Below are 21,184 nucleotides of genomic sequence, written 5' to 3'. Positions count from 1 at the left end.
ACCGCCCTCATGGCAGCGGAGGGCGCACCTTCGCCGCGGCGAAGGCCCGAATCCGCTCCGCCGACGCCGCGGGTGCGGTGAAGTGCGCCAGGTGACGATGGCCCGGGATCACCGCCACCTCGCCGTCGGCCGCGCGCGCGGCCAGGAGCTCCGCCCAAGCTTGTCGCGCGATCGGGTCCGTTCCTCCCCGCACGACGAGCAGGGGCACGGTCAGCATCGCGACGCGGTCCTCGATCGGGTAGCTCAGCATGTGCCGGGCCTGACGGGCGTACCAGGCGGGTCCGCAGCGCGCGTAGTCGGTGACGACGATGCCGTTGAGGCGAGGCGGCTCGAGAGCGGAGTCGCGCACCAGCAGCGCCGCCTGCGTCAGCGGCCTGCGCCGTGCGCGATCGGTCACGGGCCCGAACGCGACGACCCCGCCGACGAGGTCGGGCCGCCGCACGCCCAACTCGACCGCCCACTGCGCGCCCATCGAGTGCCCGACCACCACCGCGGCCCGCACGTCCAGCAGATCGAGCACGAGCCCGAGGGCCTCCGAGACGTCCCGGATGCCGGGATTGCGGCCCGGCTTGGGGAGTCCGGCGAAGCCGGGCAGGTCGATCGAGTGCACCTCGGCATCCGTCGCCAGCTGCGCGTGCAAGCGCGCGTGGTACCGGTGCGACATGCCGATGCCGTGGAGGAGGACGTAGATGGGAGCGTTCGCGCGCCGGGTTGAGAACGACCGGAGAGCGAGGTCGTTCACCGTGTGGAGCGTCGGAGTGGGCTGCGTCACATCGGTCACCGTAGGGCCGTTCGTCGCGACCTCGTCCGAGGGTTGCGCCGCGGCCCGGCTCACCCCTCGGGGCGCGCGGGCCGAGCGGTCACCGCGCTGAGGCGACGTGACGTTCCCGCGCGACGCGGATCGGCCGGCGCCACCATGGCGCCTCGCCGGCGGGGGCGCAGTGGTCGTCGTGCGTCGCGAGATGATGCGCCCACAAGGCCTCGGACACCTCCCGGAGGTCGACACCTGCTGCGACGACGCGCGCCTCCTCGTCGAACGCGCTCCACACGCCCTCGGGATCCCGACTGACGTACCCGAACAGTCGACGCGAGCACGCGCCCATCACGAAGTCGTCTTCGACGCGCTTCCACGTCGGATGCAGGTGGACACCGGTCAGCGAGAACATCGGCCGCTCCTTCGCGCGCCAGGATTCGGGGTGTCAGGGATTCTTGCACTCGGGAAACGCACAGGTAACCGATCCTGCGCATCCCGGTGGGTCGACTGCTCTTTGCGGCCGTGACCCTGGCACCACGGTCCGCCCGGGAGGGGTACCGGCTGAGCTCATCCTCCTTCGTGCTCCCTCCCCAGCAGCAGCCTGTTCAGCCCCCACCCCGCCACAGTGACCAGGACGATCGCCCCCGCCATCGCGGCCAGTTGCGTCGGCTGGGTCAGGATGCCGAGACTCACGATCAGCGTCGTCGCCCCCGCGGGCGGGTGGGGCGTCTTCAGCAACGTCAGCACCACCGTGGTGGTCGCGACGGAGACGGCTCCCGCGGCGAGGTAGCTCGCGGTGAGACCCCCGGACGGCACGGGCGGCTGCCCGTTCAGCCCGAGGGCGTAGAAGCACGCGGCTCCGACGACGAGCCCCACCCCGTGCCCCACGAGCGCGTTCCGCGGGCGTGACGACGGCGTCTCGGGGGACTCGAAGAACAGCATCACGGTGGGCCCGAGGCTCGGGAACAGCCACGGCTGCCGGGTGGCGAGCCCGACCGCGCCGGCGAGCGCGAGCGCAACCAGCGACAGCACCCCTGCATACAAGGCCGCACCGCTCGGTCGCTGCCGCAGCCGCGCGCCGACCCGCTCCATCATGACGCCACGAGCAGCGCCTGGGGGGCGGCCTGCTTCAGCCGCGTCGAGAGCCAGGCCTGCTGCGTCTTCGTCTGCGCCTCGCAGTCCTCGATGATCGCGAGCAGTTCTTCGTCGCGCAGAGCCAGGGCGGCCTGCTTCACCACCGTCCACGTCGTGTCGACGAAGGCCACGAGAGCATGCAGGTCCTGCAGGTCGCGCAGCAGCCCGAGGGGCCCGCCCCGACTCTCGTTCATCGCCTCCGCGTGGAAGCGCTCGGGTTCGGCATCCGGTTCCTCGCCGTACCGCTCGACGACCGGGGCGAGCCGGCGGACGTGCTCGTCGCACTGCTGCGCCAGCGTGTGCGAGAGGTGGAAGACGTCGGGTTCGTCGCCGTGGCCGTCGGCGAGCTGCCGGAACGACTGCGCGAGCACGTCCTCCCCCGCGTGCAGCAGCCCGAGGTACGACGCGAGGTTCACGATTCCTCCCCCGTCGCGATCTGCGGCGGCTCGACAGGCCGCAGCGACTCCTGGGCCTCCCCCTCGGGTCCGCCGACGGTGGCGGGCACGGAGGAGGCCGGACGGGATGCCGTCGTCGTCGGCGCCGGCGCCGGCGCCACCCCGTCCGCGACCCTGTGCACCTGCACCGCCGCGACCTTGAACAGAGGTTGCTTCGACACCGGGTCCCACTCGGTCATCGTGAGCTCGTTGGCCGCGGTCGGATGCCCACCGGGCCCCGATCGCCCCTCCTCCCAGTACCCGTAGTGGAACGGCGCGAACACGCACCCCTCCCGCACGTCGCCGACACGGGCCGGCACGACGATCTCGCCGCGTGCCGAGGTCACCCGCACGAGGTCGCCTTCGCGGATGCCGCGCTCCGCGGCATCCGTCCGCGACAACTCGACCCACGCCGAGGGTGCCGCGCGCTGCAGCTGCCGCGTGCGCCCCGTCTTCGTCCGGGTGTGAAAGTGGTACGCCGTCCGCCCGGTCGAGTACTGGAGGGGGAAGTCCGCGCTCGGCGCCTCGTGCGGCGGGTTGTAGGCCGCGGCTTTGAGGATCGCGCGGCCGTCCACGCGCATCGCCTTGTAGGTCACCGGTCCGATGGTCGCCCCGGTGAGCAAGTCGTGCCCGTAGGTCTCGGCGCGGTCGAGGTCGGTGGGGAAGACGCCGTCGCCGTACAGGCGCACCGTCCCGTCGGGGTGCTCGTCGTTGCACGGCCAGGGCACGCCGCTGCCGCCGCGGAGCTTGTCGTAGCTGAGGCCGGTGTAGTCGCAGAGCCGCCCGCGGGTGCACTCCTGCCAGGCGCGGAAGCCGTCTTCGGGCCCGAACCAGTCGAGCAGCGGGGCGCCGTCGTCGCGGCGGAAGTCCATGCGCCGGGCGTAGTCGAGGAAGATGTCGAGGTCGCTGCGCGCCTCCCCCGGCGGCTCGACGGCCTTCTCCGACAGGTGCACCGTGCGGTTGACGTTGGTGAACGTCCCCTGCTTCTCGCCCCATCCCGCCGCCGGCAGCACGACGTCGGCCAGCATCGCCGTCTCGGTCAGGTAGAGGTCCTGCACGACGAGGAACAGCTCGGGCTTCGCGAGGATGCGCCGGATCCGCTCCGACTGCGGCATCGACACCGCCGGGTTCGTCGCCTGCACCCACAGGAACTCGATGCTCCCCTGCTCGGCGTACCGGAAGATCTGCATCGCGTGCGTCGGCGGCGACCAGTGCGGGATCTGATCGACGTGCACGCCCCACAGCTCGGCGAGCTGGCGCACGTGCTCCGGGTTCTCCCAGTTGCGGAACCCCGGCAGGTCGCCGTCCGCCCCGGCCTCGCGCGCGTTCTGCGCGGTCGGTTGCCCGTTCATCTGCAGGATCCCGGCACCCGGTCGCCCGATCCTGCCGGTGAGCAGGTGCAGGTTGTTGACCTGGCACGCGGATGCCGTGGCATCCGACGCTTGATAGAACCCCTGCAGCACCGTCGAGAGCACGCGCGGCGAATCCGCGAAGATCCGGGCGGCTGCGCGCACGTCGTCGGCGTCGACGCCGCAGGTCTCGGCGACGGCCTCGGGCGTCCACGGCTCGACCGTGGTCTTCAGCTCGTCGAAGCCGACGGTGTGCGCGGTGATGTAGTCCTCATCGATCCAGCCGTTCGTGAGCAGTTCGCGGATCAGTCCGTTCATCAGTGCGAGGTTCGTGCCCGGTCGCACCGGAAGGTGCACGTCGGCGCGGCGGGCGACCTCGGTCAACCGCGGATCGACGCACACCACGCGCGGCGGGTTGGGGCCGGCGAGGCGGTCGAGCACGCGCGTCCACAGCACGGTCTGCGTCTCGGCCATGTTGTGTCCGAACAGGAAGATGGCGTCGCACTCGTCGATGTCGGCATAGCTACCGGGCTGGCCGTCGGAACCGAAGCTCTCCTTCATAGATGCCGCAGCCGTGGCCGTGCACAACCGGGTGTTGCCGTCCATGTGCGGGGTGCCGAGGCCCGCCTTGCCGATGATGCCGAGGGCGTAGTACTCCTCGAGGAACAGCTGCCCCGAGCTGTAGAAGCCGTGGGTCAGTGGGCCTTTCTCGTGCAGCAGATTCTGGCTGCGTTCGACGATCCGGGTCATCGCGGTGTCCCAGTCGGTCTCGACCAGTTCGCCGTCCACGCGAATCAGGGGTCGGGTGAGGCGGTCGGGACTCGTCATCCCCTGCCAGCTGCCGAACAGTCCCTTCGGACCCAGGCGCCCGTGATTGACGATGTCCATCGGGCGACCGCGCACCCCCACCATCCGCCCGTCCTTCACGGCGATGTCTGTGCCGCACCCGTTGCTGCACAGCACGCACGCCGACTGCACCCACCGGTCGACGTCGTCCTCCGTGAGCCCGTCGGCGAGCTTCAGGTCGACGCGCACCGGCCACCGCTCCCCCTGCGCGAACGGCGTGCGCGTGCCCCAGATGTGTTCGATGCGATCGATCATGATCACGTCCTCCCGGTCGGCGGCGACGGTAGGACGGCTTCGGCGAACGACGCAGTGCCTCGACAGGGGGTGGAGGTAGTGCCAAGGTTCGCTCGCTCGGCGAAGCCGCTGCTGCTGGCAGACTCGGACACCGAGACCGTGCGCGCTGACGCGTCGTTCGGGGGAAGGATGGTCGGAGAGTGGAAATCGAACCCGGCATCTACGAACACTTCAAAGGCCAGCGGTACGAGGTGTTCGGCATCACCCGGCATTCCGAGACCGAGGAGATCTTCGTCTCCTACCGAAAGCTCTACGACGACTATTCGTACTGGGTGCGCCCGGTCGAGATGTTCACCGGATCCGTCGAACGCGACGGCTATTCCGGTCCGCGATTCCGGCGCATCGCGTAACGCGTCTCGGCGATATCCCGTGCGAGAGTGACGACGTGAAACTGTATTCCGACTTCGCGGCGCAGCGGGTGCGTCAGGTGACGGTCGACGTCGTCGCCCTCGTTCTCATCGCGCTGAGCGTCGCGACGGGGATCACGGTCTTCTCCACCGTCAGCCGACTCGCGCAATTCGGGCGCGACATGCAGACCGCCGGCGCGGACTTCCGATCGTCGATGACCGATGTCGGCGCCCGGTTGAGCGGCGTCCCCCTCATCGGGTCGGGCATCAGCGCCCCCTTCGACACGGCCGGCTCCGCAGGCGACACCCTCGCCTCGGCCGGTCAGACGCAACAAGACCTCGTGCTGCAGGCGGCGACCGTGCTCGGGATCGGCGTCGCCGGCCTGCCGATCCTGATCGTGCTGCTCGTGTGGCTCCTTCCCCGCCTGCGCTTCGTCACGCGCGCGACGCGCACCCGCGCTCAGCTGCGCGCCGGTCTCGACTCCGACCTCCTCGCGCTCCGCGCCCTCACCCACCAGAAGGTGGCCGACATCGCGAAGGTCGACCCCGACGCCCTCGGCGCATGGCGCCGCGGCGACCGCGAGGTCGTGCAGCGGCTCGCCGGAATGGAGCTGAGGTCGGTCGGCATCCGCGTTCGGTGAAGGTGGACGCTCATCGCCCGCGGCGGGCGTTCGACGTCACCGGTAGATGGGCATTACACGACCTGATGAACCTGCCGCGGGCACTGTCGACCGTCACCGCCTCCGGCGTAGCATCGCCCGTACGCCGGAGTCCCTTCGCGGCATCCGGTCCCTCCGTCACAACGAGCACTCGGGAGAAGCAATGGACACGATGGCCATGATGAAGTCGATGGACATGGGCGAGATGACCATGGACATGGATGCCATGCAGGAATGCATGCAGTCTCTGAACGCGTGCGCGATGGCCGCGGCGATGTGCGCCGGCAGCGACATGATGCACGGCCCCGAGATGGCGACCTGTTGCGCCATGTGCTCGAACATGGTCGAGATGGCTCAGGCGACGATGCACATGATGATGCGTCCGGCCGGGATGAACATGCACGTGATGAGCGCCATGATGACCGCCTGCATGACCATGGGCAAGGCTTGCGCCGCCGAGTGCCGCGCCCACGCCGACATGGACGAGATGTGCCGCTACTGCGCGATGGCCTGCGACGACATGGTCGTGAAGTGCGAGGCCATGATGGCGTCGATGAGCGCCTGAGATCGCTTTTCGTTGCGGCCGCTGACGTTTCGTCGGCGGCCGCTCGGCTATGCGGCGCGCGCGGTCGTGATGATCGCGGACGCGCTGAGCAGTTCGGCGACCGGGTGGTACGCCAGCGGCTCGCCCACCGCGATGGCGACGGCCGGGCCGACGATCCGCAGCTGCACAGTCGTGCCGTTCAGCAGCGCGACCGTCACGGTCGAGCCGTCAGCCTCGATGACGAGGCCGTCCCACCACGCCGAGGGGTTCGAGGCTGCCATGCAGCGCTGGATCGGGTGGACTGTCGACGAGATCGTGCGGGACATGGCTTCACCTGCCTTCGGAGGGGTTGGTGAGATGAAGCTACGGGATGCCGTGAGGGCGGGCGATCTGGGGCGTAGTAGGGCGTAACACCACCGGTGTTGGTCGCTATGTGCTCGACCCTCCCCGTGCCTCGTCTGACGCCTACGAGTCAGCCAGCGCGGGCTCCACAGCGTCGGCCAGCCGAGGTGCGCCGCTTCGCGTGAGCCGACCTAACAATCGACTCTCCCTAACCGGCGGTCGGCCCATCGCCCGCGCCTGGTCGGTCAGGACCTGCACCGGCAGATCCGAATGTCACTCACTACCGAGGCATCTCTCTCGGTCTACCCGCGTCTACCGCCCGGTTGATTGGCGCCGCGGTGATCACAGTCGGGGTGGTGGTATACCCGCGGGGTCGCTCTCGTCTCTCATCGAGGTGAGCAGCGCAGCACGACGCCTAGCGCGCTTTGCGACAGAACCGGGTGTACCTCAGCATCGGGGTTGGGCGCAGGCCAGCGAGTCCTCAACATGGATTTTCTGTGATTCCGCTATGGTCACCACATATTCGTCACTGTGGGGGGACCAATGGAGTTTCACGAACGCATCGCCGCGCTCGCGACAAAGGTGAGCAATCAAGCCTCGGCGATCGGTACAGAGGAAGCGACGAAGAATGCCTTCGTCATGCCCTTCATCTCGACGATCCTCGGCTATGACGTATTCGACCCGCTTGAGGTCGTCCCCGAGTTCACCGCGGACGTGGGGATCAAGAAGGGCGAGAAAGTCGACTACGCGATCATGCGGGGCGGCGAAGTTCAAATCCTCATCGAGTGCAAAGCCTCCACCGGCGTGCCGAAGATCGAGCACGCGTCCCAGCTCTTCCGCTACTTCTCGACGACGAACGCCCGGATCGCTGCGCTCACCAACGGCGTCATCTGGCAGTTCTTCACCGACCTCGACGCACCCAACAAGATGGATGCCAAGCCGTTCCTGGTTCTGGATCTGCTCGACATCGACGACACGCTGATCCCCGAGGTCCAGAAGCTGAGCAAGGACAGCTTCGATCTCGAGTCGATCATCAGCGCAGCCGAGGAACTGAAGTACGTGGGTGCGCTCAAGCGCGAGATCGCCGGTCAGTTCCGCGAGCCGAGCGACGAGTGGATCAAGTTCTTCACTCAGCGCGTGTACGAGGGCTCGTACACAGCGCGCGTCCGCGAACAGTTCACGGCGCTCGTCGGAAAGGCCTCCCGTCAGTTCCTAACCGAGAGCGTCAACGACCGGCTGAAGACCGCCTTGGGAGCTGGGGCTGGGATTGCCATCCCGACCACAGAGCCTGCCACTGTCTCAAGCGAGCCGGCCGCGCAGGACGATCTGAACCGCGACACCGAGATCGAGACGACGCTTGAGGAGCTCGAGGGCTACCAGATCGTAAAGGCCATCGCCTGCGGCGAAACCAAGCCCCAGCGAATCACCCATCGCGATGCGAAGAGCTACTTCGCCGTGCTCCTCGACGACAACAACCGCAAGCCCATCGCCCGGCTGCACTTCAACGGGCGCCAGAAATACCTCGGACTTCTCGACGAGCAGAAGGTCGAGACGCGGCACCCGATCGACGAGCTCGACGAGATCTACCAGTACGCGGATGCCATTCGCGGGGCGGTCGTTCGGTATCGATAGCGGTACGGCATCGAGCACGCCGACAAGCACACACCCGGCATATCTGATTAGGCGAAGCGTTCCCGGAGGTCACCACGATCATAGACACACCGGAGAACCGGCATTCTGTGAGGGAGAAGCTCAGTGAGCACAAGTCCACGCCCTAAGGCAGAGGCCGAATACGCTCTGCCGGACTTGGTATGCCCCCTGCGCTTCTTCAGCCCGCGCGCCCGCCGAAACTGCTCTTCCTAGATTTGAACCACTGGATCTAGAGACAACCTGGTTTCTGAGGTCCTTCGCCGGGACTTATTGGCGGGCGTCGGTGACCAAAGGCGCGCTCTGACACCGCACAAGAGCCCTTACGCCTCTCCTACCGGATGACCGCTCGCATGTAACGCCCACGTAAACTCCCCCTCTCCCCCTTCCCCACCGCGGGTGAGCCAAGCGTTACCTCCCCGCCCCCGCTAACGCCCTCCTGGGAAACCCCTCCTCCCTACGCTGACGGCACGCCCCGCCCATGCGAGGCGCTGCACCTCCCCCGCATCGCCCACCGGAGGACCCCGTGACCGTCACCGACCCGCGCCCCGAAACCGCCACGCCGCCCGCGGCCGCAACGCCCGAGGCCGAGAGCGCCGAACTGCAACACCGCCCCGGCCGCTGGATCGACAACTGGAACCCCGAGAACGCCACCCAGTGGGCGAAGGAGGGCAAGGCCATCGCCTCCCGCAACCTGCGGTGGTCGATCTTCGCCGAGTTCCTCGGCTTCGTCGTGTGGCAGCTGTGGTCGGTCGTCGTCGTCTCGCTGCCTGCGGCGGGCTTCCAGCTCTCGACGGGTGAGATCTTCTGGCTCATCTCCATGCCGAGCCTCGTCGGCGCGACGCTGCGCATCCCCTACACGTTCATGGTTCCGCGCTTCGGCGGCCGCAACTGGACCATCGTCTCCGCCGCTCTTCTGCTCATCCCGAGCATCGGGCTCGCCATCGCGGTGTCGAACCCCGCGACGCCCTTCGGCCTCCTGCTCCTGATCGCCGCGTTCGCCGGCTTCGGCGGCGGCAACTTCGCCAGCTCCATGTCGAACATCACGTTCTTCTACCCCGCCGCGCAGAAGGGATACGCCCTCGGACTCAACGCCGCCGGCGGCAACCTCGGCGCCTCGGTCGCGCAGTTCGTCGTCCCCATCGTCATCACCGTCGGCGCCGCGGCGACCCTCAACCTGCCGCTCGCGGGCCTCATCTGGGTGCCGCTGATCCTCGTCGCGATGGTCGGCGCGTACCTCCGCATGGACAATCTCTCCGCCGCGAAGGCCGACATCACGGCATCCCTCGCCGCTCTCAAAGAGCCGCACATGTGGGTGCTCTCGCTGCTCTACATCGGCACGTTCGGCTCGTTCATCGGCTTCGCGGGCGTCTTCCCGAAGCTCCTCGCCGACACGTTCCCCGACTTCAAGGGCATCGCCATCGGCACCGCGACCGTCACCCTGGCGTTCCTCGGCGCCCTCGTCGGCTCGCTCGCTCGTCCCTACGGCGGCAAGCTCGCCGACCGCTTCGGCGGCACCGTCATCACGATCGGCGCCTTCACGGTGATGGGGCTCGGCATCCTGAGTGTGATGCTCACCCTGCCGATGCAGAACTTCGCGGTCTTCCTGCTGTGCTTCCTCGTGCTGTTCGCGGCGGCGGGCATCGGCAACGGCTCGACGTACCGCATGATCCCGACGATCTTCGCCCTCAAGGCCAACGGCGGCGGCGTCGGCGCGCAGCGCAAGGCCGCCGCGGCCCTCGGCCTCATCTCGGCGATCGGCGCCTACGGCGGCTTCTTCATCCCGCAGCTGCTCGGCTTCTCGAAGACGACGTTCGGCTCGTACACCCCCGCCCTCGGCTGGTTCGCCCTCGCGTACGTCGCGTTCCTCGCCCTCACCGCGGGCGTCTACCTGCGGATGTCGAAGAAGACCGGAACGCGGATCTGACCCCATGAGCTCCGCCGACACCCACTGCCCCTACTGCGCGTTGCAGTGCGCCATGACCGTCAGCCACGCGGGCGCCACGACGGTCACGGGCCGCGACTTCCCCACCAACCGGGGAGGGCTCTGCGCCAAGGGCTGGACGTCGGCGGAGCTCCTGGCATCCCCCCACCGACTCCGGATGCCGCTGATGCGGCGCCCCGACGGGACCCTCGCCGAGGTCACCTGGGATGAAGCACTGGATGCCGTGGCCGCGGCGTTCCGCGACACGAAAGCCACGCACGGCCCCGACGCCAACGCCATCTTCGGCGGCGGCGGTCTCACGAACGAGAAGGCCTACCAGCTCGGCAAGTTCGCCCGCGTCGCGCTCGGCACCTCCCGCATCGATTACAACGGCCGCTTCTGCATGTCGTCGGCGGCAGCGGCATCCAACCGCGCGTTGGGGATGGACCGGGGCCTGCCCTTCCCCGTCACCGACCTCGACGACGCCTCGGCGATCCTGCTGCTCGGCTCGAACGTCGCCGCGACCATGCCGCCCTTCCTCGCCCACCTCGCCGGGGCGCGCGCAGCCGGCGGGCTGATCGTCGTCGACCCGCGCCGCTCGGCCACCGCGCGCCTCACCGAAGACGGTGCCGGAACCCACCTGCAGCCCGCTCCCGGCACCGACCTTCCGCTGCTGCTCGGCATCACGCACATCGTCATCACCGAGAACCTCCTCGACCGCGCGTATATAGAGGAGCGCACGACGGGGTTCGACGCGGTGCGGCGATCGGTCGGGGCGTGGTGGCCGGAGCGGACGTCCTCGACCACCGGCATCCCAGTTGCTCAGCTCCGCGAGACCGCTCGCCGGCTCGCGGCGGGGCGCGCGTACATCCTCACCGGACGCGGCGTCGAACAACACGTCGACGGCACCGCCACCGCAACCGCCGCGATCAACCTCGCCCTCGTCCTCGGCCTCGTCGGCCGCGAGGGCTCGGGCTACGGCACCCTCACCGGGCAGGGCAACGGCCAGGGCGGGCGCGAGCACGGGCAGAAGGCCGACCAACTGCCCGGCTACCGCTCCATCCGCGACCCCGACGCCCGCCGCCACGTCGCCGGGGTGTGGGGCATCGATCCCGATGAAATTCCGGATGCCGGCATCCCGGCCACCGCTCTTCTGGCCGAACTCGGCGGGCCGGTGAAGACGTTGCTCGTCGCCGGGTCGAACGTTGTCGTGTCGGCTCCCGATGTCGACGCCGTTCACGCGCGACTGGAAGCCCTCGACACCCTCATCGTCTTCGACTTCTTCCTCTCCGAGACCGCGGAGCTCGCCGACATCGTGCTGCCCGTGCTGCAGTGGGCCGAGGAGGAGGGCACGATGACCTCCCTCGAGGGTCGGGTGATCCGCCGTCGCCGAGCGCTTCCCGGACCCGAGGGCGCCCGCAGCGAGCTGTGGATCCTGGCCGAGATCGCGCGGCGTCTGGGCGCGGCATCCACCTGGTCGACCGAGCCCTCGGTGGTGTTCGACGAGCTCGCCCGAGCCTCAGAGGGCGGCATCGCCGACTACTCGGGCCTCTCGCACGCGCTGCTTGACACCGGCGTCGAGGCGTATTGGCCGTACCGCGCCGAGGGCACCCCGCGTCCGTTCACCCGGCGCTTCGCTCACGCCGACGGCCGCGCGCGTCTCGTGGCGGTGGATGCCACTCCCCCGGCGCCCACCGACCGCGGCGAGGAGCTGACCCTCGTCACGGGCCGCTACCTGCAGCAGTACCAGTCGGGCGCGCAGACCCGCCGCGTCGCCGAGCTGAACGGAGCCCGCCCCGAGGCGCGGCTCGAGATCCATCCCGCGACGGCCTCGCGGCTCGGCATCCGCGAGAATGCCCTCGTCGCCGTGTCGAACGAGCGCGGCACCGTGCGGGCGCGCGCCACCGTGACGACGGACATCCGCCACGACACCGTCTTCCTGCCGTTCCACTACGCGGGCGAGGAGTGCGCCAACCGGCTGACCGAGGCGCTCGTCGACCCGATTTCAGCCATGCCGGAGTTCAAGCGCACGCGGGTGCGCGTGGCTCCGGAGGCCGCTGTGCCCGTGCCCGCGTTCCCGCGGGGGTCCGTGGTGGTCTCGGCGCATCCGGACCCTGTTCGCACCAAGGAGGGAACCCATGCCTGAACGCGTGGTGCTGGTCGGCTACGGCCCCGTCGGAGCGCGGCTCGTCGAGGGTCTGCTGCCCGCCGTGCGCGAGGGGCGCATCGACCTGACGGTCGTCGGCGCCGAGCCCCACGACGCGTACAACCGCGTCTTGATCGCCGAATATGCCGTCGGACGCATGGATCGCGCCGGGCTCGACCTCGGCGACCGCCGCGTCGCTGAAGAGGCGGGAGCGCGGTTCCTCCTCGGGGTCGCGGTGGCCGGTGTCGACCGCACGCTCCGCTCGGTGCGGCTGGAAGACGGCATCCGTCTGCCCTACGACCGACTCGTGCTGGCGACGGGCGCCCGCGCGAACGTGCCCACGCTCGCCGGGGTGCGACGCTCCGCGGCCCTCGACGGCGACCTTCCGCGCGGCGTCGTGGCGTTGCGCGACCTCGCCGACGCCGAGGTGGTGCGTGCTGCGGTCTCGGCCGGGAGGCGGATCGTCGTGCTCGGCGCGGGGGTGCTCGGCATGGAGCTCGCCCTCGCCGCGGCCGAGGCGGGCGCCGAAGTGACGGTGGCGTACCACTCCGCCGCGCCGATGAACCGCACGCTCGACGAGAACAGCGGGCGCGTCCTCGCCGCCGCCGCGGTGGCCGCGGGGGTCGAGATGAGGCACCACGCGCGAGCCGAGAGCATCGTGCACCGCTACGACGACCACGGGCAGGCGTGGTTCGACGGCCTGGTCTGCGCCGACGGGCGCGTGCTCGCGGGCGACCTGCTCGTGCTGTCGTGCGGGGTGGGTGCGCGCACCGAGATCGCCGCGAGGGCCGGACTCGCGGTGTCGGCGGGTGTGCTCGTCGACGGCTCCTCGCGCTCCTGGACCGACGAGAACGTCTTCGCCGTCGGCGACTGCGCGCACGTCGCTGACCCCGCCGACGCGGCGCCCGACGGACGCGTCCCCGGCGGGCCGAGCGGACTGATCGGCCCCGGCTGGCGCCAGGCCGACCGCCTCGCGACGCTGCTCTCGTCCGGAGCCTCGGCCCCCGCACCGGCCGAGCGCCCGGGCGTCGTCATGCTCAAGGCCGAGGGCATCGACGTGGTCGCCGGCGGCGCCGTCGACGCCGACCCCTTCGCGCACGCTCCCGGATGCCATGGCCCGCAGGTCACGATCTGGGCCGACCCCGCGCGCGGTGCGTACGTCAAACTCGTCACCGTCGACGGTGTCCTCACCGGCTTCGTCGCGGTCGGCATGCCGCGCACCGGCGCCGAACTCGCCCTGCTGTTCGAGCGGGGCTCGGAGCTGCCCGCCGATCGGTCGTCGCTCCTGCGGCTCGACGCGCCCGACGCCGGTATGGCCGTGGTCGCCGACCCCTTCGCCGCCGACGCCACGGTGTGCTGGTGCAACGGCGTGAGCGCGGGCGCCATCCGCGACGCCGTGGCGACCGGCGAGCCGACGGTCGCCTGCGTCAAGGCCGCCACCCGCGCCGGCACCGGCTGCGGCGGCTGCGTGGGTCGGATCACCGAGTTGCTCGCGCGCGAGGCCGTACCCGCCTAGCGCGCGCAGGCCTGCACTGCTCGTGAGGGGTCAGAATTTGTCGCCTGGCCGCTGCGCAAGCGACAGTTCTTGACCCCTCACGCGTGCTTCGCGGGCGCGGGCACGAGGAGGAAACGTCCGCTATGCGCACGGGCAGTACGCTGCACGCGTGCCTCCGATCGAGAACCTCGTCGCCTTCGTGGCCGCGTCGGTCGTCATCATCGTCATCCCGGGTCCGAGCGTGCTCTTCGTCATCGGTCGCTCCATCGCGCTGGGCCGCCGCGCCGGAGTGCTCAGCGTCGTGGGCAACGCCCTCGGCACGGTCCCCGCGGTGCTCGCCGTCGCCTTCGGGGTCGGTGCCATCGTGGCATCCTCGATCGTCGCCTTCACGGTGCTGAAGATCGTGGGCGCGATCTACCTCGTGTGGCTGGGGATCCAGGCCATCCGTCACCGCCACGCGCACGTCGCCGGCGCTTCCGCCGCACCCGCCTCGTCATGGACCCTGCTGCGCCAGGGCTTCATCGTGGGGATGACGAACCCCAAGACGATCGCGTTCTTCGTCGCCGTGCTGCCCCAGTTCGTCGATCCTCACGCGGGTGCCGTGTGGCTGCAGTTGCTGCTCCTGGGCCTGATCTTCCAGGTTCTCGCCCTCACCTGCGACAGCGCGTGGGCCGTCGCCGCCGGCACGGCGCGCGCATGGTTCGCGCGGTCGCCGAAGCGCATCTCGACGCTGTCGGCGACCGGCGGCGTCATGATGATCGGCCTCGGCGGCGCGCTCGCTCTCACCGGCGCGAAGAGCTGAGCGACGGGACGTCCGTCCGCGAGCCGAAGCCCCGGAAGGTCCGCCCGCGACGCCCGCACATGGCGATGGCAGGACACACTGTCCTCACCGCACGGAGGCTCCCAGATCCGCGGATGCCGCGCCCTCGACCCGCGTGCCGTCGGGCGCGTAGCGCGAGCCGTCGATGGGGCTGTCCCACGTGCGCTCGGCGTCGTTCCACGTCAGCGGCGCCGGCGCGGTGACCGCGCGCGTGCGTCCGTCGATCGTGGAGACGGCGGCCGTACGCAGTCCCTGGCGGGCCACGAGTCCGGCGCCCTCCGCGGGTCTCTTCGTCGGCGCGGGAACCGCCTCGGCGAGCGCCATCGCGGCCACCCGGGCACGCCGCGCGGCCTCGCCGATCCCTCGACCGAGATCGGCGGGCACGGTCAGGCGCGTGCCGATCGTCCGCATCCACTCGGGTCGTTCACTGCGCGAGACGCCGCGGATCTCCGCGGTCAGGCGCATCGCCGCCGCCGGGGCGTTGGTCATGCCCCACCCGGCGTATCCCGTGGCGAAACGCAGGCGGCCGAGACCGCGTGGCATCCCGCCCACGAACGGCACGAGGTTGTGCGACTGGTAGTCCTGCCCCGACCAGCGGGCGATCTCCGCGCCGACGGGGAGCGTCCGGCGTGCCCACGCGGCGAGCCCCTCGGCGAGCGCGACCTCCGACGATGCCGACCCGACCGCATGCCGCGCCCCGGTGACGATGAGCGCGGAACGCCCGAACGACGACGGGGCCGCCACGACGCTGCGCCCGTCGACGCCCACCTCGCTCCACATGCCGCCGGGGGCCTCGGCATCCCCCTCGAGCTCGAAGGCGATCGCCCACGAGCGCAGGGCCCGGGTCTTCAGGTCGTAGAGGCCGCGGCGGGTGATGGGCGTGCCGGTCGCGAGGACGACCGTGTCGCCGAGAAGCGGGCCGCGGTCGGTCTCGACGCGGCCGGTGGGAAGGGCATGCACGTCGGTCACGCGCACGCCGGTGTGCAGGGTCGCTCCGGCCTCCACCGCGGTGCGGGCGAGCGTCCGCGCGAGCAGCGCGGGGTCGAGGGCCAGCTGATCGTCGAGGGCGAGGGCGCGCACGGGAGTGCGGCCGCCGAGGTCGGCGGGGGCGTCATCGCGCAGTGTGAGACCGGCGTCGCGGGCCGCGTCGCGCACGGCGTCGAGGGCGGCGTCGGCGGCGATCCCCCGCCCGAAGGTGAAAGCGGTGCGACGGTCGGCGGCACCGCCGGCGCGGTCGGCGAGCCACTCCAGGCCCGCGCGGTTCGCGTCGACGTAGGCGCGCACCAGGCTCGCCGGGTGGTGCCTCCGCAGCGACGCGAGGGTCGTCCCCTGCAGCAGGGATGCCATGCCGACGGAGGCGCCGGTGGCCCCCTGCCCCACCCCGCCCGCATCGACCAGCGCGACGTCGAGGCCGGCCTCGGCGAGCATGACGGCGGTGGACAGGCCGGTGAGGCCCGCGCCGACGATCACCACGTCGTGCCGTGCGCCGGACTCGGACGGCGTGCCCTCGACGGGCGTCTGATCACGGAGCCACAGGGGGGAGGTCATGCGGTCCATCCCATCGCGGGGGCCGAGGTCTCGGCATCCACTTGCCCCCGGCGGCGGTTTCGGTTAGCCGCAGGTGGAGGATGCGCCGACAACGCCGGCGTGACAGCGTGGACGGATGGACCCGCTCACCTCGCTCGTCTTCGTCGTGGTCATGGCCGCCGTCGCCCTCTCCGCGGTCTACGGTGTCGTCCGAAAGGCCGTCCGCGACGAGCTCACCGCCCGCGGCCGGGAATCGCGCGATTCTCCCCCATCCGACGCCTAGGCTCATGACGTGAGCGAGACCCCTGCCCCGCCGAGCCGGACGGCCGTGGTCGCCGCCGCCATCGACCTCTTCGTCGCGAACGGTTACGACCAGACCTCGGTCGAGCAGATCGCGCAGGCCGCGGGGGTGTCGCGCTCGACGTTCTTCCGGCAATTCGGCGGGAAGGAAGACGTCGTCTTCGCCGACCACGAGGTGCTGCTCGCCGAGACGCGCGCCTATCTGTCGCAGCCGCACGACGACCCGTGGGCCGCGGTGTGCGAGGCGTCGGTGCGGGTGTTCCGCCACTTCGCGGCCGACCCCGAGCTCGCCCGCCGTCGCTATGTGATCGTGCGGGAGATCCCCGATCTGCGCGACCGCGAGATCGTCACGGTGTTCCGCTACGAACGCCTCTTCGACGAATACCTCCGCGAGGCCCTCCCCGGCCTCGACCCCCTGGATGCCGTCGGCTTCGCGGCCCTGGTCACGGCGGTGCACAACCACGTGCTGCGCCGGCTCATGCGGGGCGCCCGGGTGCCGGCATCCGTTCTGCGTCGCGCACTCGACGACGTGCTGCGTCGCTACGGCGTACACGCCGACGGCGACGACGCGTCGGGCGACGACCTCATCGTGGCAGCGTTCCCGCGCCGCATGCCCGCCGCCGAGGTGACGCGCCGCCTGCGCGCCTCGCTCGGCGACTGACCCAAGGCCTCCCGCGCCGCGGCGCGGCACTGCCCGAGCCGCGGGTTCCTCCCTTGTCGAGTGTCCAAGACACGCCGTTCGCAGGGGCGCTACCCGGCGTGTCCTGGACACTCGTCGCTCTTCCCGAACCGCCGCTGCCCCCGGCATCCCCCCTGTTGAGTGTCCAGAACACGCCGTTCGCGGCGGCGCCATGCGGCGTGTCCTGGACACTCGAGGAGCGCGTCGGCGCGCACGCGGGGCGAGTGCGAGGGGTTGCCGTGAGAAACCCCCACGGCGTGACACCGAGTATCAGCATGAGCGATACTGGGAACCATGACCATCGACGCCGATGCCCGCGCCCTCCCCGGAGAGCGCGTCGCCCACTACGACCTGCTGGGCCGCCGCGACACCGACTACTACGCCGTCTTCGCCGACATCCCCGACGCCGACCGCGCCGCGTGGAATGCCGCGAAGACCTTCGCCGACGAGGTCGGCGAACGCATGCAGGGCGAGTGGGATGCCGCCACCTACCCGATCGACCTCGTGCGGCGCATGGGCGAGCTCGAGTTGTTCACCGACGGCATCGAGCACCCCGACCTTCCGCGCACCTCTCCCCTGGCCGCGGGACTGGTCAACATGGAGATCTCGCGCCACGACGGGTCGCTCGCCACGGCCCTCGCCGTGCAGGGCGGCCTCGCGCTGCGCACGCTGGCGTTCTACGGATCGCCTGAGCAGCAGAAGCGCTGGCTCACCCCCCTCGCCGCCGGCACCGTCCTCGGCGCCTTCGCGCTCACGGAGCCCGACCACGGCTCGGATTCCGTCTCGCTCGAGACCACCGCGACCCGCACCCCCGACGGCTGGTCGCTGAGCGGCACGAAGAAGTGGATCGGCAACGGCGCCTCCGGCGGCATCACCTTCGTCTGGGCCCGCGTCGACGACGAGGGCGGCGACGACCACGGCAACGTGCGCTGCTTCCTCGTCGAGCAGGACACCCCGGGCTACACGGGCACCGTCATCACCGGGAAGGTGTCGCTGCGCGGCATCCATCAGGCCCACATCGCGATGGACGACGTGCGTCTCCCCGCGGATGCCGTGCTCCCGGGCACCCGCACGTTCAAGGACGCGTCGGTCGTGCTGTTCGCCACCCGCTCGGGCGTCGCGTGGTCGGCCCTGGGCCACGCGACAGCCTGCTACGAGATCGCGCGGACGTATGCCACAGAGCGCATGCAGTTCGGCAAGCCCCTCGCGAAGTTCCAGATGGTCCAGGAGCGCCTCGCGCAGATGCTCGACGAACTCACCGCGATGCAGCTGTACTGCCGGCGCCTCGCCGACCTCGAGACCTCCGGCGGCCTTCGACCCACCCAGGCCTCCCTCGCCAAGTACCACAACACGCGCGCGGCCCGCCGGGTGGCGTCGATCGCGCGCGACCTGCTGGGCGGCAACGGCATCCTGCTCGAGAACGGCGTGATGCAGCACATGTCGGACATCGAGGCGATCCACACCTACGAGGGCACGGAGAGCGTGCAGGCCCTCCTTCTCGGCCGCGACATCACGGGCATGAGCGCCTTCGTCTGACCCCGGATGCCGAGACCCCGGCGCCGCGATCGCTCTCGGTCGTCCGCGCCGGGGTCTCACGGATCGCCGCCCTATCCGCCGGTCCCCACCCGCGCAAGCCGCGCGGACGATGTCGGGACCTCCCGCTAACGTCGTCGCATGGGCCTCTTCTCTCGCCATCCCGCGCCGCGTCGCGCGGTCGAAGCCGTCGCCGAGACCGTGCAGACGCCGCCGAAGAGCCTGTGGGCCGATGGGTTCGGGCGTCTCGCCGTACGCGCGGTGCAGATCATCATCGTCGTCGTGCTGGTCGCGGGGGTCATCTGGGGCATCCGTCAGGTGACGCTCGTCATCATCCCCCTGATCCTCGCGCTCATCTTCGCGTCGGCGTTCGGGCCGGTCACGATGTGGATGCGACGCAAGGGCGTCCCGGCGGTCCTCGCGACCCTGCTCACGCTGCTCGCGGTCGTCGTCGTACTCGCGGCCCTCGGGTGGCTCGTCGTCAACGCCGTGATCAACCAGTGGGACACCCTGAGCTCGCAGGCCGTCGAAGGATTCCAGAAAGCCCAGGACTGGTACCACACCCTGCCGTTCGCCATCTCGCCCGATCAGGTCGACCAGGCCGTCCAGGCGATCGGCGACTTCGTCACGAGCGCGCAGTTCGGCACCGGCGCCCTCGCGGGGGTCAGCGCCGTGGCCTCGTTCGTCACGGGCTTCGTGCTCATGGTCGTCATCCTGTTCTTCTTCCTCAAGGACGGCCCGCGCATGTGGGAGTTCGTCCTCCGCCCGTTCCACGGCAGCGACTACGAGCGCGCGCGTCGCATCGGCGACAAGACGGTCACCGTCCTCGGCTCGTACGTGCGCGGGACGGCGTCGGTCGCCGCCGTCGACGCCATCGGGATCGGCATCGGCCTGGCCGTCCTGGGTGTGCCGCTGGCGCTCCCGCTGGCCGTGCTCGTCTTCCTGCTCGCGTTCATCCCGATCGTCGGCGCCGTGACGGCCGGCATCCTGGCCGCGCTCGTCGCTCTCGTCACCAACGGGTGGGTGATCGCCCTGGTGGTCGTCGGCATCGTGGTCGTGGTCAACCAGCTCGAGGGCAACTTCCTCCAGCCCGTCCTCATGGGCCGGTCGATGAAGCTGCACTCGTTCGTCGTGCTGGTCGTGCTCGCCGGCGGGACCGCGATCGGCGGCATCCTGGGCACCCTGCTGGCCGTGCCCCTCACGGCCGTCGTCTGGGGCATCATCACCGTCTGGAACGGCTCCGACAAGCCGGCCGAGTGGGCCCGCCGCAAGAAGCGCAAAGACCCTGTGCCGCTCGCGGGCGACGAGAGCTGACGACCGTGTCCTACGACATCCCCGCACCGATGCTGGCGAAGTCGGTGCCCGAGGTTCCCGACCACGCCAAGGTCGACGGGGGCTTCAGCTACGAACCGAAGTGGGACGGGTTCCGTGCGCTGATCTCGTGGGACGGTACCGACGTCGAGATCGGCAGCCGGGGCGCGAAGCCTCTCACCCGGTACTTCCCGGAACTGGTGGAGGCGTTCGCGCGACTGCTCCCCGAGCCGTGCCTCATCGACGGTGAGGTCGTGGTGGCGCGCGGCGAACCGGGCACCCAACGGCTGGATTGGGAATCCCTCTCGCAGCGCATCCACCCCGCGGCATCCCGGGTGAACCTGCTCGCCGAGGAGACCCCGGCGATGTTCATCGCGTTCGACCTCCTCGCCCGCGGCGAGCGCGACCTGCAGAACGAGCCGTTCTCCGAGCGCCGAAGGCAGCTCGTCGATCTGCTCGGTGGCGTGCCGCACCCGGTGCACGTCACCCGCACCACCGACGATCCCGACCTCGCGCGCCGGTGGCTGGCCGAGTTCGAGGGCGCCGGTCTCGACGGTGTGATCGCCAAGCCTCTCGCGCAGCCCTACGCGCCGAACAAGCGCACGATGTTCAAGATCAAGCACGCGCGCACGGCCGACGTCGTGCTGATCGGCTACCGCATCCACAAGTCCGGCGAGGGCGTCGGCTCCCTGCTGCTGGGGCTCTACGACGACGACGGTCGACTTCACGGCGTCGGGGGTGCGTCGGCTTTCACCGACAAGCGCCGCCGCGAGCTGATCGACGAGCTCGAGCCGTACGTCGAGCGCGACGACGAGGGCGCCGCCGTCACCGGCGAGACCGACCGCTCGCGCTTCTCGGCGTCCAAAGACGTGTCGTTCGTGCGGCTGCGTCCCGAGCGCGTTCTCGAGGTGCGCTACGACCAGCTCGAGGGCATGCGCTTCCGGCACACGGTGCAGTTCGATCGGTGGCGCCCCGACCGCGACGCCGGCTCGTGCACCTTCGCGCAGCTCGACACCGTGAGCTCGTACGACCTGGGCGACGTTCTGGACTGACTCGCAGCGAGCCCGGGCGCGGTGCGGGCCGCTCCGTCATGCACGAG

20 protein-coding genes are annotated in these 21,184 nt (G+C 70.4%); 13 read left to right on the top strand and 7 right to left on the bottom strand.

Features of this window, described 5'->3' with window-relative positions:
- Positions 1-7: 7 nt before the first annotated feature.
- The 5 genes from AB0N80_RS05910 to AB0N80_RS05890 form a co-directional block, all read right to left on the bottom strand.
- The gene (locus tag AB0N80_RS05910) at positions 8-772 is read right to left on the bottom strand and encodes an alpha/beta hydrolase (RefSeq protein ID WP_363578110.1); all 765 of its coding nucleotides are present in this window, start codon (positions 770-772) and stop codon (positions 8-10) included.
- 88 nt (positions 773-860) lie between these two features.
- A complete protein-coding gene (locus AB0N80_RS05905) occupies positions 861-1,166 on the bottom strand; it encodes a hypothetical protein (protein ID WP_315993473.1) in 306 nt (101 codons plus the stop codon).
- 155 nt (positions 1,167-1,321) lie between these two features.
- Entirely contained in the window at positions 1,322-1,786 is a 465-nt protein-coding gene (locus AB0N80_RS05900) for an HPP family protein (protein WP_363578108.1), read from the bottom strand.
- Positions 1,787-1,845: 59 nt separating this feature from the next.
- Positions 1,846-2,304 carry a hypothetical protein gene (locus tag AB0N80_RS05895; protein WP_363578106.1) on the bottom strand — a complete coding sequence of 153 codons (459 nt, stop codon included), beginning with the start codon at positions 2,302-2,304 and terminating at the stop codon, positions 1,846-1,848.
- Positions 2,301-4,772 (bottom strand): nitrate reductase, encoded by a 2,472-nt coding sequence (locus AB0N80_RS05890; protein WP_363578104.1) that lies wholly within the window; start codon positions 4,770-4,772, stop codon positions 2,301-2,303. Before AB0N80_RS05890 ends, AB0N80_RS05895 begins: the two co-directional genes overlap by 4 nt.
- Positions 4,773-4,951: 179 nt before the next feature.
- Here AB0N80_RS05890 and AB0N80_RS05885 point away from each other — a divergent pair, with 179 nt between their 5' ends.
- The 3 genes from AB0N80_RS05885 (at position 4,952) to AB0N80_RS05875 (ending at position 6,382) form a co-directional block, all read left to right on the top strand.
- Positions 4,952-5,161: a DUF1653 domain-containing protein gene (locus AB0N80_RS05885; RefSeq protein ID WP_363578102.1), complete on the top strand. Its 210-nt coding sequence runs from the start codon at positions 4,952-4,954 to the stop codon at positions 5,159-5,161.
- A 35-nt stretch (positions 5,162-5,196) separates the two neighbouring features.
- Positions 5,197-5,799 (top strand): hypothetical protein, encoded by a 603-nt coding sequence (locus tag AB0N80_RS05880; protein ID WP_363578100.1) that lies wholly within the window; start codon positions 5,197-5,199, stop codon positions 5,797-5,799.
- 181 nt (positions 5,800-5,980) lie between these two features.
- Positions 5,981-6,382, top strand: coding sequence for an aldehyde dehydrogenase (locus tag AB0N80_RS05875; protein WP_363578098.1), 402 nt, complete (start codon positions 5,981-5,983; stop codon positions 6,380-6,382).
- A gap of 47 nt (positions 6,383-6,429) precedes the next feature.
- Here AB0N80_RS05875 and AB0N80_RS05870 read toward each other — a convergent pair whose 3' ends face one another.
- The gene (locus AB0N80_RS05870; RefSeq protein WP_363578096.1) at positions 6,430-6,687 is read right to left on the bottom strand and encodes a nuclease; all 258 of its coding nucleotides are present in this window, start codon (positions 6,685-6,687) and stop codon (positions 6,430-6,432) included.
- Positions 6,688-7,246: 559 nt separating this feature from the next.
- Between AB0N80_RS05870 and AB0N80_RS05865 the strand changes: the two genes are divergently transcribed.
- The 5 genes from AB0N80_RS05865 (at position 7,247) to AB0N80_RS05845 (ending at position 14,717) form a co-directional block, all read left to right on the top strand.
- Positions 7,247-8,335, top strand: a complete 1,089-nt coding sequence (locus AB0N80_RS05865; protein ID WP_363386744.1) for a type I restriction enzyme HsdR N-terminal domain-containing protein — start codon at positions 7,247-7,249, stop codon at positions 8,333-8,335.
- A gap of 541 nt (positions 8,336-8,876) precedes the next feature.
- Entirely contained in the window at positions 8,877-10,277 is a 1,401-nt protein-coding gene (locus AB0N80_RS05860) for an MFS transporter (RefSeq protein ID WP_363578094.1), read from the top strand.
- Positions 10,278-10,281: 4 nt separating this feature from the next.
- Positions 10,282-12,420: a molybdopterin oxidoreductase family protein gene (locus AB0N80_RS05855; protein ID WP_363578092.1), complete on the top strand. Its 2,139-nt coding sequence runs from the start codon at positions 10,282-10,284 to the stop codon at positions 12,418-12,420.
- Positions 12,413-13,936 (top strand): FAD-dependent oxidoreductase, encoded by a 1,524-nt coding sequence (locus AB0N80_RS05850; protein WP_363578090.1) that lies wholly within the window; start codon positions 12,413-12,415, stop codon positions 13,934-13,936. Before AB0N80_RS05855 ends, AB0N80_RS05850 begins: the two co-directional genes overlap by 8 nt.
- Before the next feature lie 148 nt (positions 13,937-14,084).
- Positions 14,085-14,717 carry a LysE family translocator gene (locus AB0N80_RS05845; RefSeq protein ID WP_363578088.1) on the top strand — a complete coding sequence of 211 codons (633 nt, stop codon included), beginning with the start codon at positions 14,085-14,087 and terminating at the stop codon, positions 14,715-14,717.
- Between the two features lie 84 nt (positions 14,718-14,801).
- Here the strand turns inward: AB0N80_RS05845 and AB0N80_RS05840 are convergent, their stop codons facing one another.
- Positions 14,802-16,283: an FAD-dependent oxidoreductase gene (locus tag AB0N80_RS05840; RefSeq protein WP_363578086.1), complete on the bottom strand. Its 1,482-nt coding sequence runs from the start codon at positions 16,281-16,283 to the stop codon at positions 14,802-14,804.
- A gap of 115 nt (positions 16,284-16,398) precedes the next feature.
- Between AB0N80_RS05840 and AB0N80_RS05835 the strand changes: the two genes are divergently transcribed.
- From AB0N80_RS05835 to AB0N80_RS05815, 5 genes are all read left to right on the top strand, one after another.
- Positions 16,399-16,545, top strand: a complete 147-nt coding sequence (locus AB0N80_RS05835) for a hypothetical protein (protein ID WP_363578084.1) — start codon at positions 16,399-16,401, stop codon at positions 16,543-16,545.
- A gap of 9 nt (positions 16,546-16,554) precedes the next feature.
- Positions 16,555-17,223, top strand: a complete 669-nt coding sequence (locus AB0N80_RS05830) for a TetR/AcrR family transcriptional regulator (RefSeq protein WP_363386759.1) — start codon at positions 16,555-16,557, stop codon at positions 17,221-17,223.
- Between the two features lie 312 nt (positions 17,224-17,535).
- The gene (locus AB0N80_RS05825; protein WP_363578082.1) at positions 17,536-18,777 is read left to right on the top strand and encodes an acyl-CoA dehydrogenase family protein; all 1,242 of its coding nucleotides are present in this window, start codon (positions 17,536-17,538) and stop codon (positions 18,775-18,777) included.
- A 138-nt stretch (positions 18,778-18,915) separates the two neighbouring features.
- Complete coding sequence (locus tag AB0N80_RS05820) at positions 18,916-20,088, top strand: AI-2E family transporter (RefSeq protein WP_315993490.1); 1,173 nt, start codon at positions 18,916-18,918, stop codon at positions 20,086-20,088.
- A 5-nt stretch (positions 20,089-20,093) separates the two neighbouring features.
- Entirely contained in the window at positions 20,094-21,137 is a 1,044-nt protein-coding gene (locus AB0N80_RS05815) for an ATP-dependent DNA ligase (protein WP_363578079.1), read from the top strand.
- Positions 21,138-21,184: the final 47 nt, after the last annotated feature.

Origin of the sequence: Microbacterium sp. NPDC089188, from assembly GCF_040685155.1 — a bacterium.
Lineage (GTDB): Bacteria > Actinomycetota > Actinomycetes > Actinomycetales > Microbacteriaceae > Microbacterium > Microbacterium galbum.
This window is presented reverse-complemented; position numbering and strand designations above follow the sequence as displayed.

Coding starts and splice junctions, on each gene's coding strand:
- AB0N80_RS05875 (WP_363578098.1), top strand. CDS start 5,981: ATGGACACGATGGCCATGATGAAGTCGATGGACATGGGCGAGATGACC.
- AB0N80_RS05835 (WP_363578084.1), top strand. CDS start 16,399: ATGGACCCGCTCACCTCGCTCGTCTTCGTCGTGGTCATGGCCGCCGTC.
- AB0N80_RS05825 (WP_363578082.1), top strand. CDS start 17,536: ATGACCATCGACGCCGATGCCCGCGCCCTCCCCGGAGAGCGCGTCGCC.
- AB0N80_RS05820 (WP_315993490.1), top strand. CDS start 18,916: ATGGGCCTCTTCTCTCGCCATCCCGCGCCGCGTCGCGCGGTCGAAGCC.
- AB0N80_RS05855 (WP_363578092.1), top strand. CDS start 10,282: ATGAGCTCCGCCGACACCCACTGCCCCTACTGCGCGTTGCAGTGCGCC.
- AB0N80_RS05870 (WP_363578096.1), bottom strand. CDS start 6,687: ATGTCCCGCACGATCTCGTCGACAGTCCACCCGATCCAGCGCTGCATG.
- AB0N80_RS05905 (WP_315993473.1), bottom strand. CDS start 1,166: ATGTTCTCGCTGACCGGTGTCCACCTGCATCCGACGTGGAAGCGCGTC.
- AB0N80_RS05850 (WP_363578090.1), top strand. CDS start 12,413: ATGCCTGAACGCGTGGTGCTGGTCGGCTACGGCCCCGTCGGAGCGCGG.
- AB0N80_RS05840 (WP_363578086.1), bottom strand. CDS start 16,283: ATGACCTCCCCCCTGTGGCTCCGTGATCAGACGCCCGTCGAGGGCACG.
- AB0N80_RS05890 (WP_363578104.1), bottom strand. CDS start 4,772: ATGATCGATCGCATCGAACACATCTGGGGCACGCGCACGCCGTTCGCG.
- AB0N80_RS05865 (WP_363386744.1), top strand. CDS start 7,247: ATGGAGTTTCACGAACGCATCGCCGCGCTCGCGACAAAGGTGAGCAAT.